We start from the raw sequence: 11,720 nt of genomic DNA on the forward strand, positions 1-11,720 counted from the left end.
GCGCGCGGTAGCGGGGACCGGCGGCGTCCACCTCAGGCGACGGCGGCCAGCGCCTGCGCTGTGAGCATCTCCTCCAGAGCCAATAGGGCCCGCGGCGCGTGCCGGGTGTCGATGCGGACGGCGTAGATGAAGCGGGTCAACTCCGGTTCGGCCAACGGGCGCGCCACGACCCGGGCGCTGCTGCGGGGGAGGGCCAGCTGCGGCATGACGGCGACGCACAGGCCCGCGGCCACGAAGCCGAGCACGGTGTTGAAGTCGTCGCCCTCGTACTCCAGGCGGGCCTGGAAGCCGGGCGTCTTGGCGATCTGGGCGAGCAGTTCCAGGCGCAGCGCGGCCTCCGGAGCGGCGATCCAGGTCTCGGACGCGAGGCTGGCCAGGTCGATGACGTCCCGGTCGGCGAGGTGGTGGTCGGCCGGGACCACCGCCACGACCGGGTCCCGTGCGATCAAGGTCCGGCGTAGCGTCCGGGGCGGGGGCATGGGGATGAAGTCGTAGTCGTAGCTCAGGGCCAGGTCCATGTCGCCCCGCTTGAGCCGGCCGTAGCCGGCTTCGGGCTCCACCTGGGAGAGGCTGACCTGGACGTGCGGGTACGTCGTGTGAAGCTCCGCCAGCGCCTGCGGGACGATGCTGGTCGCGGCGGAGGCGAAGGCGCCGAGCCGGATCCGTCCCGCGGTACCCGCGCGCATGGCGTCGAGTTCCATGGCTGCCGCTGCCAGTGCGCTCCGGACGCCCTGTTCGGCATCGAGGAGGACCTCGCCGGCCGGGGTGGCGCGCACGGGGCGGCGTTCGAGCACTCTGAGCCCCGTGCGGCGTTCGAGTTCGGCGATCTGTTGCGAGACCGCGGGTGCGCTGTAGCCCAACTCGCGTGCGGCGGCGTTGAAGGAGCCGTGGCGCACGACGGCTTCGAGGGTGGCGAGCAACCGGGGGTCGAGTCTCTGCACGGAGTTAAGGCTCACTTATCTGTCGCGAAGACGTCTTTTCTTGTGCTTAAGGGTGAACGGCAGCAGGATTCTTGCTCGCGGCCCGAATGCGCAACCCCCTGCCCCGGACGGGCGGTCAACCCTCGTCCCGCCGTCGGGCGCTCCGTGCGCTGTCCCACCACCTCCACCGGGCCGAGACGACCCTCACCGACACCGTGCGCCCCAAGCGGGCGGACACACCCACGGAAGGCAGACCCGAGGCGTGAGCGAGCAGTTCCTCAAACACGAGAAGCGCCCCACGACCCGTCACGTCGACGCCGGAGACACCGGCTACAGCAAGTCCCTGAAACCCCGCCACGTCAGCATGATCGCCATCGGCGGCGCGATTGGCACCGGCCTCTTCCTCGGCGCCGGCGGGCGTCTCGCCGAAGCCGGCCCCTCGCTGTTCGCCGCCTACGCCGTCTGCGGCCTCTTCGCGTTCCTCGTCGTGCGTGCGCTCGGCGAGCTCGTCCTGTACCGACCGTCCTCCGGGGCCTTCGTGTCGTACGCCCGGGAGTTCCTCGGGGAGCAGGGTGCGTACACCGCGGGCTGGATGTACTTCCTCAACTGGGCGACCACCGGCATCGCCGACATCACGGCGGTGGCGACGTACGCCCACTACTGGCACCTGTTCTCCAGCGTCCCGCAGTGGGTCATCGCGCTCATAGCCCTGGCCGTGGTGCTCACCGTGAACCTGATCTCGGTGCGGATCTTCGGCGAACTCGAGTTCTGGTTCGCCATCGTCAAGGTCGGCGCGTTGGTGGTCTTCATGGGTATCGCGATCTTCCTGCTGGTCACCCGCCAGCCGGTCGACGGCACCGTACCCGGTCCCTCGCTGATCATCGACAACGGCGGCATCTTCCCCAACGGCCTGATGCCGATGCTGCTGATCATCCAGGGCGTGGTGTTCGCCTACGCCTCCGTCGAACTGGTCGGCGTGACGGCCGGGGAGACCGAGGACCCCGAGAAGATCATGCCGAAGGCGATCAACTCGATCATGTGGCGCGTGGGCCTCTTCTACGTCGGCTCGGTCGTCCTGCTCTCGATGCTGATGCCCTGGAACAGGTACACCGCCGGCCAGAGCCCCTTCGTGACCGTGCTGTCCCACGTCGGCGTCCCGGCGGCCGGCAGCGTGATGAACCTGGTCGTCCTCACCGCGGCCATGTCCTCGCTCAACTCCGGCCTCTACTCCACCGGCCGCATCCTGCGCTCGATGGCCGTCAACGGTTCCGCCCCCCGCTTCACCGCCCGGATGAGCCGCACCCAGGTGCCGTACGGCGGCATCCTGCTCACCAGCGGCATGTGCGTCCTGGGCGTCGGTCTCAACTTCGTGGTGCCCGCCGACGCGTTCGAGATCGTGCTCAACCTCGCGGCGATCGGCATCATCGCCACCTGGGGCATGATCATGCTCTGCCACCTCTTCTTCTGGCGGAAGACCCGGGCCGGCGAACTGACCCGTCCCGCGTACCGCCTGCCCGGCTCTCCCTGGACCGAGATCGTGACGCTGGCCTTCCTCGCCTCCGTCCTGGTCCTCATGTATGCCGACGGCGGCGCCGGACGCACCACCGTGCTGTGCGTGCCGCTGATCGCCGCCGCGCTCGTCGCCGGCTGGTACGCCATTCGCGGGCGCCTCGCGCGCGAAGCCGCCCGGGCCGACGGCTGAACCGAGCGGCGACCCACGACGACGCGCGGACCAGGCACCGCCGTCGCCGGGGCCGCCGACCGACGGACCGGAAGCGACCCACCACCGATCGAGGCAGTGATGCACAGAAGTACCCGGGCGAACGCTCCCGCGATCCGCGAACCCCACCACGTTCCCGTCGCCCGCGTCACGCGCGGCGGCATGATCGAGGGGGTCCACCACGGCTCCGTCGTCGTCGTCGTAGACGACGACGGCGAAGTCCGGCGCCGGCTCGGCGACATCGAGGCCACCTGCTACCCGCGGTCCGCCCTCAAGCCGGTCCAGGCCGTCGCCATGGTGCGGGCCGGGCTGCCGCTGGACGGCGAACTGCTCTCCCCGCGACGGGCAGCCACTCCGGCGAGGAACCGCACCTCGCGGGCACCCGGCGGATCCGCCCACCCCGGCCGGACCCGGGCACCGAACGCCGGCCGGTCGCGTCACCGCTGGTCGTGCGGCGGCGGGGGGAGCGTGCCGGCGCCGGGTGCGGGCTCCGGCCAGACCAGCAGCACGGCGCAGGGTGCGTGGTCGACCACGAAACGGGTCGCGGGGCCGAGGCTGTGCGGGCCGAGCCGAGTGCGGTCGCCGTCGCGCGCGAGGACGAGCAACTCGGCGCCCTCGACGGCGGCGACGACCTCGCGTTCGACGCGCCCGGTGCGCTCCACAAGGGCGCAGGGCCGCCCGAGACGGTCGGCCGCGGCGTCGAGCAGGTGCTGGGCGGAGGCCGCCGCCAGGGTCTCCACCCGGGTGCCGGGGTCGCGCTCGCGATGGCCGCGGCCGAGCAGCCCGGCGAACGCGCCGTGCGCGACGCCGGGCACCTCCTGGCCACTGACGTGCAACAGGACGACCTCCGCGCCCTGCGGCGCGTGCGCGCGGGCGGCGTCCACGCAGGCGGGCCAGGTGCCTTCGGTGATCCAGACGACGACGGTCACGGTGTCAGCCTCCGAGGACTTGTAGGGACGCCCACAGTGCCACCACGGCCACTGCCAGGGCGGCGGGCACGACGAGCAGTCCGAGCCGGGTGAACTCGCCCAGACCGATGTCGGTGTCGTGCTCGCGGACGATGCGCCGCCACAACAACGTGGCCAGGGAGCCGGCGTAGGTGAGGTTGGGGCCGATGTTCACCCCGAGCAGCACCGCCAGGACCGCGCCGGCGCCGGACGGGACGGCCAATGGGAGCAGCACGAGGGTGGCGGGCAGATTGTTGATGACGTTCGCCAACACCGCTGCCAGTGCCGCGACGCCGAGCAGCGCGGGCAGGGACGTGCCGTGCGGGACGAGGTGCCCGAGCGCGGAGGCCAGACCGTTGTCGACGACGGCCCGGACCACGATGCCCAGCGCCAGCACGAAGGCCAGGAACGGCACGGCGGCCGAGCGCACGATCGCCGCCGGGGTGGTGCGGCGCCGGACCAGCGCTCGGGCGGCGAGCGCGAGCGCCCCGGTCAGCGCCGCCCAGGCCGGATCGACACCGATGATCGAGGTCAGCACGAATCCGGCCAGCGTGCAGGCGACGGTGACGAGCGCGAACAGCGGCATCTCCGGCGCCGCCGTCTCAGCCACGGGCGGGGCGCCCGCGTCCAGGTCGGCGGCGAAGAACCGGCGCAGCACCACGTACTCCACGGCGATGGCCGCCAGCCACGGCAGCGCCATCAGCGCGGCGAACCGGGTGAAACTCAACCCGCTGGCGGCGAAGGCCAGCAGATTGGTGAGGTTGGAGACCGGCAGCAGCAGCGAAGCCGTGTTCGACAGGTGCGTGCAGGCGTACACGTGCGGCTTGGGCCGGGCACCGAGCCGGGCCGCGGTCACGAATACCACCGGCGTCAGCAGCACCACGGTCGCGTCCAGGCTGAGCACCGCCGTGACCACCGAGGCGACCACGAACACCTGCGCCAGCAGCCGCTGCGGACTCCCGGCAGCCGTCCGAGCCATCCACGCCCCGCAGGCGCGGAACAGGCCCTCGTCGTCGCACAGCTGCGCCAGCACCAGCACGGCCGCCAGGAACCCGATCACCGGCCCGAGCCGCTGCGCCTCGGCCACCGCGTGATCCCAGGAGATCGCGCCCGTGGCGATCACCAGCCCGGCCGCCGGCACCGCGACCACGGCCTCCGGCCAGCCCCACGGCCGTACCACGGCGCAGACCAGCACCAGCACCAGCAGCCCGATGGACAGCGCTTCCGCGAACGACGTACTCAGGGTCTGCTCCTCGCAGGTGACGGTGACCACCCACCCGGTCCGGAAACACGCAGGTGAGCCGAGAGGAATGTACCGGTCGCGACAGCACCGTCACGTCGCCGGAGATCCGCGCGGCCTCGGACGTGGAGATGCCCCCGGACCACCCGGCGGCCACCATCGGCTTCCTGACCGGCGACGGCGACGAGTACGTCGTCGCCGACGGCGGACTGAAGGGGTAGCGCGGCTTCTTCAGCCGCGACGCCGACGACGCGGTCATCGGCATCGACCTCGCCGGGCGCCTCTTCGGCCGCGCTCCGGCCGGGGCCTGACCGGGTCGCCCGGGCCCCGGCCGGAGCGCATCGGAGCAAACGCTTGACGGGCTGACCGACACACGACTGTGCGTTCCTCGGAACGGGGGCATGCGGATCGATCCGGTCGGGGAGCCCGCCGAGAGGCTCTCGCCCTCGGCGGGCCCGGTGTCAGTCGCCGAGGGCCTGGTACAGCGTGGTCCAGAAGTCGTGCATGAGCCGCACCGGATCCGGGACGGACGCTCCGACCTGGGTGAGCAGGATGCCGGTGAGCCGGTTGTGGGGGTCGGCGTAGGTCGAGGCGCCGCTTCCGCCGTCCCAGCCGAACTGGCCGACGGGCGCGTAGTCGCCGCGGTAGGTGCGCACCGCCATCCCGAAGCCCCAACCGCCGTGCTGGCCCTGGCCGAAGGAGATGTGGACGTTGTCGCGCGCCAGGGCGGTGCGGGCGGTGTTCTGCTCGGGCGTGAGGCGGTTGGTGGTCATCAGCTCGACGGCGGCCCGGGACAGGATCCGTTCCTTCCCGTGCATCCCGCCGTTCAGCAGCATCCGGAAGTAGGCGTGGTAATCGTCGGCGGTGGAGACCAGCCCACCGCCGCCACCCGGGAACGCCGGCGGCTTGCTCCACCGTCCGTCCGCCGCCTCGTCCCACACGGTGAACTCGCCGCTCTGCGGGTCGGGGGCGTAGAGGGTCGGCAGCCGGTCGATCTTCTCTCGCTGGCGATGTGGTACTGCCAGCGCTCCCCGGGCTGGTGCGTCAGCGGGAGCTCGCCCAGGCGGCGCATCCACTCGTCCGGCTCGGGCATCGGCGTGGGCAGGTTAGGCGTGAGACCGCGCTCGAAGACCGCGTTCATGATCGGGGTGCCCAGTACCGTCATGTCCATCCCGAGCCCGAACGTGGAGGTCAGGACGTCCCGTACGGTGATCGGCCGCCGGGCCGGCTCGGTCTCGTCCAGCGGGCCGTCGATCCGCTTCAGCACCTGGCGGTCGGCGAGTTCGGGCAGCCATTCCTGCACGGAGTCGTCCAGCCGCAGCCGGCACTCGTCGAGCAGGACCATCGCCGCCGCCACCGTGACCGGCTTGGACGTGGAGGCCATCCGGAAGACGGTGTCCCGGCGCATCGGCGCGCCGCCGTCATGGCGCATCGTCCCGATCGCTTCGACGTGCGTCTGGTCGCCCCGGCTGACCAGGGCGACCAACCCGGGTATCTTCCCGGACTCGACGTGCCGTGCCAGCACCTCGTCGAGTCGGCGCAGCCCTGCTTCAGAGAAGCCGCTGTGCTGGTCGGCGGCGGCGGTGGTGGACATGGTTGGTGTACTCCTCTGATGGAAACGGACGGACGGGAGCGGATTGTCAGCAGCCGAGCCGGTCGGCGATCACACCCAGCACCTGCCGCAGATCGCATGCCATCCGGGCACGCAGGCCGAGTTCGGCGATGCCGGCCGTGAACCCTGGATGGTCGGGCAGGACCCGGTGGACGCGATGGATCACCCGGGTGCCCGCGGAGTAGGCGGTGACGGCGTGCACCCCGCCGCACCAGCTCTGCACCGCCACCCTGGACCGGTCCGGGTCGACCTGGATCTCCACCGGCTCCACCGGCCCGGCGAGTTCGGCGCGGTAGGCGCCGGCGCCGGACCCGGCCACGACGGTCATCGACCCCTGTCGTGCCGCCGAAGCCCTGGCCAGCACCATCAGGTTGTCATCGCCGACCCGCCCCTCGGCGACGGCGAGCAGGAGCGCGGCGGCCGCTGCGACGGGCGCGTCCAGCGTCCCTTGTACTTCCCACCGGGCGGGCAGCGCGTCCAGTTCGGCGAGTAGGGAAGGCGTTGTCTGCATGGCGGAGAGCCTCCCCGCAGCGGGCAGTCCGGGACAACCACAGCCGCGCCCTGCGGGACACGGCACACCTGGCCGGTACCCGGCTGACCTGCGCTGTCACGACGGCGGACGGCTGTCGCGCGAGTGTCCCGGGACGGGACGGGACACCACGCCCACCCCGGGGACGGGACACCCACGCCCGTCCCTGGGACAGGCTCAGGACACCAGGGCCAGACCCGAATGCGCCTCGGGCAGCAGATAGGTGACGCCGTGCCCGGTCGCGGTCTCCAGCGCCTCCCGGAAGTGCCGCGCCGCGGCGTCCCGATCACCCGTGGCCAAGCAGGACCGCGCGTACGAAAGGTGGCTGCGCGCCATCCAGTGCGGCTCGCCGACGCGTTCGAGGATCTGCACGGCCTCGGCCTGCCTGGCGGTCGCCTCCCCGACGCGGCCGAGGTGGCGGAGGGCGACGGCGACGTCCGTCAGGCTGATCGCCTCGAACACCGCATGGCGGGACGTCCGGTTGATCTCGGCGGACTGCTCGGCGAAGCCGAGGGCGGCCCCCGCGTCGCCCCGGCCGAGTGCCGCCCAGCCGAGCACGTCCAGACACATGCGCTCCGTCTGCCCGTCCAGCGCACGAGCGGCCTCGATCCTCTCCGCGGCGATCTCATGGGCCTCGTGGAACCTCCCCAGCTGCACCAAAGCAGTACCGATGGCGGTGAACACCCGAAGACGGACAGCCGACCCGCGGGCCAGCGGCAGCGCGACCGCCTCGCGCATGAGGGCGATGCCGCCCTCGGCATCGCCCGTGTACATACGGACCTCTCCCAGCTTCATGAGGGAGAGCGCCTCGCCGTCGAGATCGCCCTCCACGGCCATCAGCGCGCGGGCCGCCTCGAGCGGGGGCGCCGCCTCCGTCATCCGACCGACGCGCATCAGCGCGGCCCCCAGCAGGTACCGGTGCGAGGCGAGCATGCGACGGTCGCCGAGCCTCTCCGCGGCGGGCACGCTGGCCTCAAGCCCCCGGATCAGCTGCGCCACTCCGCCGCGCCGGTCTTCGGAGATCAGGGCGAGCTGCCCGAGCCCGACCGCGGGCGCGTCGATGCGCAGCTCCACCGCGAGTGAGAAGGCCGCGGTGAGGTTGGCCCATTCGGTGTTCATCCAGTCGACGGCCGTGTCGTAGCCGGAGAGGTCGGGAAGCGCGGGTGGCGGCTGCTCGACGACGACCGGCAGCGGGATGAGGACCTCCACCAGCTCTTTCACGGTCAGCATGCCACTCAGGTAGAAGTCGGCGAGCCGGGCGATCGCCGGTACGGGGTCGGCTGCGCCGTCGTCGGCGCGGGCCGCCTGCCGCAGCAGGTCGTGCATGCGGTAGCGACCCGCGGCCGGCTCCTGGACCAGGTGGACGTCGACCAGGTCTTCCAGGAGGGAACGGGCGTTGGCCACGGGGATGCCGGCCAGGGCGGCCGCACCGTGGGCGTCGATGTCGTCGCCCGGCACCAGCCCGAGCAGCCGGAACATGCGCCGCTGCGCGGCGTCGAGCTGCCGCAGCGACATCTCGAACACGTCCGAGACCGCAAGCTCGCCCTCGCGCATCCGTTCCACCAGGGTGTCGAGCGTCCACGCGGGCCGGTGCCGCAGCCGCGCGGCGGCCACCCGGATGGCCAGCGGCGGGTTCCCGCACCGGCGCAGCACCTCGCCGATGTCACCGGGCCGGGCCCCGCCCGCGGACTCGACGAACAGCTCCGCCGCCTCCTGGGCCGGCAGGACGTCCAGCGAGATCGGCTGGACACCGTCCAGCTCCACCATCCGCCGACGACTGGTGATCACGACGAAGCTCCCGCCGGCGCCGGGCAGTAGATCGCGCACGTGGCCGGCGTCGGCGGCGTTGTCCAGCAGCACGATCGCGCGCCGCGTCGCCAGCCCCGGTGGGTGGGCGAGGGTAGTCCTGGCACGGCTGCGGCCGCGCCACCGCCGGCGAAGCGGTGGCGCGGGCCGTTGTGCGGTTGTGGCAACCCGGTGACTCAGCCCCAGGGCTGGTCGACCAGCCAGCTGGTGTCGGCGGCCCAACTGGTGGCGTTGTCCCAGGCGTTGGAGCCGCCGTTACTCGCGACGTAGCCGGTGTAGCCGTAGTGGCGGATGTACTTCGTCGGGTAGTTGACGGACCGGAAGGACTTCCCGACCCCGCTGTTGCCAGAGGTGGGGCAGAAGGTGGCGTCCTGGGCGAAGTTGCTGCCGCCGTCGTCAGTGTTCAGGTAGAGCTCGAACGCGTAGTGGCGCAGGAACTGGCCGGGGCTGTCGGCGGATTCGAAGGACAGGCAGGAGGTGTCGGCCAGGCCGGCTCGGACGATCCAGCTGGCGTCGGCCTTGTCGGTGGCCGAGCTGGAGGAGTCGATGGCGGAGATGACGACCCTGGCGTCGGCGTCGTCGTGGCGGAGGTAGTGGGAGGTGCAGCAGGGCGCCGTGGTGGCCTGCAGGGAGATGCGGGAGCCGGGCCTCAGCGAGCCGCTGCTGGTCGCGGCGCTGTTGTAGCCGGCGGCGGTGATGTTGGCCTGGACGGCGTTCTCGGTGGCGTCCGAGGGGTAGCCGGAGGTCATGACGCCTTCGTAGAAGGTGCCCGCGGAGCCGTTGCTGTTGTCGCCGCCGATGCCGAGGATGATCGAGCCCTCCTTGTGCATCGGGTTGTAGCCGGAGTCGCTGGGGCGCGGGCCGCTGTAGCCGGTGGACAGGCCACCGGACTGGGCGTTGCCGGCGCGGATGGCCCAGTGGTTGGGCTCGCCCTTGACGATGGCGGTCACGAAGCGGTCGCTGATGCTGGGGTCGCCGGCGTTGAGGCCGCGGTTGACGCCGGAGAACAGGCCGTTCTCCAGGTCGGCCATGACCCAGGGGCCGTTGCCGCTGCCACGGCCCCAGCCCGTGTTGTTGCCGAAGTAGATGGCCTCCATGTGGCCGTTGCCGGTGTCGGTGCCGCTGGTCTCGGCGTTGCCGTAGTCGAAGCAACAGCCGCCGTTGAAGTGGGTGCCGTCGAAGATCGCGTACATGCCCTCCGGCTGGTCGCGGGTGGCGATGCCGTTGGTGTGGTTGTTCCGGTAACCGGTGCCGGGGGCGATGTAGACGCCGTAAGCCTCGTGGCCGGCGACGGTGACCGGGGCCTCGAAGGCGTTGGCCAGGTTGTCGTTCCCGCCCGCGGCCGGGCCGGGCCACGAGCCCTTGAGCGCCTGCGTGAGGCTGTTGCCCTTGCCGGACTGGTCGTAGATGACGGTGATGACGCAGCTGGTGGCGGCGCAGAAAGAGTCCTGTGCTGGGGCGTTGGCGTATCCGCCGGTACTCAGCAGGCCGATGTCCTTGGTCGTCCCGTCGGAGGCGCGCCGCACCTGGTAGAGCGGGCCGTTGTACGCCCCGTACAACGCCCGTGTGGTGCTGTGCGCGGTGACGCAGGGCGTGCCACCCGCGGCGTAGATGTCGCACGGGCCCTGGGTGGCGGCCTGCGAGGTGGTGGCCGTGGCGGTGAGCAGGCCGGCGGCGAGCACGGCGGTGGTACCGGTCGCGAGAATCGCGCGCCTGACGCGGCGGATCCACGATCGCTTGATCACGAAGAACTCCTTCACAGGGTGGGGTGTGAGGTGAGCGCCGGCGAACTTCCGGTGCCTGGCGCCGCGGACGGAGAAGGTTGCCTCGGCGGCCCGGGGCCGGTGAGGCCGGCTTTGGGCCCGGGACTCGTCAGCTCCAGGGGGCGGAGGCGAGCCAGCTGGTGTCCTCGGCCCATAGCGGTGTCGCGTCCCAGGGGTTGGTGCCGCCATCGCTGGCGATGGTGGCGGTACCGGCCGCGAGGAGCGCCCGTCGGGCGCGGCGCATCCACGGGTCGTATGGTCATGAACGAACTCCTTGGCGGGGCGGGGGAGTCTTGGCGTTCAGCCGGCCGTGCGCAGTCCGGCGTTGCGCATGCGACGCATACGGCGACGTTCCGCGCGGGCTCGCGCCTTGCCGTCCTCGGCGGGGGCGCCGCCCGGCGTGGTGCCATGAAGGCGCGTCGCGCTGTACGTCCTGAATTGTTATCGCTAACATCCGGGGGGCGTCAATGCTCGTGCAACCACCGGTTGTTGGTGCGGGGGGATGGCGATCGTGAACTCTTGACGCCCATTGTGTGAGCGTTAACACTCGGTAGCACAAGCAAGCCAAGGGGCTCTGGCCCGGCGGCGGGGTCGGCACCGAGCTCCCCCATCCTGGAGGCACCTATGACGCACTGGCTCAGGCAGGCCGCCGCGAAGGCTGATGCTGTGCGTCGTCGCCGCAGGCCTCACCGCGCTCGGCCAGCCGACGGCCGTCTCCACCGTCGAGTCCACGGCCTTCAGCGCCAAGCAGAGGTCGCCGTTCCTATCGTCCCCATGGGATGGGCGAGTTGGAATCAGCTTGGCGATCCGAATCGACTACAACTCCATCAGGTCCCAGGTCGACGCCTTCGTCGCCGCCGGACTCCCCGCCGCCGGCACCAGTACATCAAGATCGATGAAGGCTGGTGGCCGAGCACCCGGGACGCCGACGGCAACATCACCGTCGACAACGCCAAGTGGCCCGGCGGGATGAAGGCGATCGCCGACTACATCCACAGCAAGGGCCTCAAGGCCGGGAGCTACTCCGACGCGGGCAAGAACGGCTGCGGCTACTAGCTTGCTCTTTAACCTTTTCGGCGGGGTCGAGCGGTGCTGGCCTGGGGTTTCTTCTTCGTTGATGGCTTCGCGGTGTCTGGTTTGCCGACCGTGTGGACGTCATGGCGAGGGGTCGGTTGGGAGTTCT

At 71.4% G+C, this 11,720-nt stretch carries 9 protein-coding genes and 3 pseudogenes; 4 read left to right on the forward strand and 8 right to left on the reverse strand.

The window, feature by feature from the left end:
- Positions 1-32: 32 nt before the first annotated feature.
- Positions 33-941, reverse strand: coding sequence for a LysR family transcriptional regulator (locus ACZ3UD_RS20380; protein ID WP_465589184.1), 909 nt, complete (start codon positions 939-941; stop codon positions 33-35).
- A gap of 241 nt (positions 942-1,182) precedes the next feature.
- Here ACZ3UD_RS20380 and ACZ3UD_RS20385 point away from each other — a divergent pair, with 241 nt between their 5' ends.
- Both ACZ3UD_RS20385 and ACZ3UD_RS20390 read left to right on the forward strand, forming a co-directional pair.
- Positions 1,183-2,622 (forward strand): amino acid permease, encoded by a 1,440-nt coding sequence (locus ACZ3UD_RS20385; RefSeq protein WP_465589187.1) that lies wholly within the window; start codon positions 1,183-1,185, stop codon positions 2,620-2,622.
- A 99-nt stretch (positions 2,623-2,721) separates the two neighbouring features.
- Positions 2,722-3,032 (forward strand): annotated as a pseudogene (locus ACZ3UD_RS20390) (asparaginase); the annotation flags it as partial.
- A gap of 45 nt (positions 3,033-3,077) precedes the next feature.
- Here the strand turns inward: ACZ3UD_RS20390 and ACZ3UD_RS20395 are convergent.
- A complete protein-coding gene (locus tag ACZ3UD_RS20395; protein ID WP_465589189.1) occupies positions 3,078-3,569 on the reverse strand; it encodes a universal stress protein in 492 nt (163 codons plus the stop codon).
- A 4-nt stretch (positions 3,570-3,573) separates the two neighbouring features.
- A complete protein-coding gene (locus tag ACZ3UD_RS20400) occupies positions 3,574-4,830 on the reverse strand; it encodes an SLC13 family permease (protein WP_465589249.1) in 1,257 nt (418 codons plus the stop codon).
- 53 nt (positions 4,831-4,883) lie between these two features.
- On the opposite strand from ACZ3UD_RS20400, the gene ACZ3UD_RS20405 reads away from it, so the two are divergent.
- A complete protein-coding gene (locus ACZ3UD_RS20405; RefSeq protein WP_465589191.1) occupies positions 4,884-5,048 on the forward strand; it encodes a hypothetical protein in 165 nt (54 codons plus the stop codon).
- A 240-nt stretch (positions 5,049-5,288) separates the two neighbouring features.
- Here the strand turns inward: ACZ3UD_RS20405 and ACZ3UD_RS20410 are convergent.
- From ACZ3UD_RS20410 to ACZ3UD_RS20430, 5 genes and pseudogenes are all read right to left on the reverse strand, one after another.
- Positions 5,289-6,421 (reverse strand): annotated as a pseudogene (locus ACZ3UD_RS20410) (serine hydrolase domain-containing protein).
- Between the two features lie 46 nt (positions 6,422-6,467).
- Positions 6,468-6,950, reverse strand: coding sequence for a hypothetical protein (locus tag ACZ3UD_RS20415; protein ID WP_465589194.1), 483 nt, complete (start codon positions 6,948-6,950; stop codon positions 6,468-6,470).
- Positions 6,951-7,145: 195 nt separating this feature from the next.
- Positions 7,146-8,828, reverse strand: a complete 1,683-nt coding sequence (locus tag ACZ3UD_RS20420; RefSeq protein ID WP_465589196.1) for a tetratricopeptide repeat protein — start codon at positions 8,826-8,828, stop codon at positions 7,146-7,148.
- 122 nt (positions 8,829-8,950) lie between these two features.
- Positions 8,951-10,519 carry an alpha-L-arabinofuranosidase B gene (locus ACZ3UD_RS20425; protein ID WP_465589199.1) on the reverse strand — a complete coding sequence of 523 codons (1,569 nt, stop codon included), beginning with the start codon at positions 10,517-10,519 and terminating at the stop codon, positions 8,951-8,953.
- 127 nt (positions 10,520-10,646) lie between these two features.
- Positions 10,647-10,781: a hypothetical protein gene (locus ACZ3UD_RS20430; protein WP_465589202.1), complete on the reverse strand. Its 135-nt coding sequence runs from the start codon at positions 10,779-10,781 to the stop codon at positions 10,647-10,649.
- A 422-nt stretch (positions 10,782-11,203) separates the two neighbouring features.
- On the opposite strand from ACZ3UD_RS20430, the pseudogene ACZ3UD_RS20435 reads away from it, so the two are divergent.
- A pseudogene (locus ACZ3UD_RS20435) lies at positions 11,204-11,590 on the forward strand (alpha-galactosidase); the annotation flags it as partial.
- Positions 11,591-11,720: the final 130 nt, after the last annotated feature.

The organism is Kitasatospora sp. NPDC023118, from assembly GCF_055560875.1.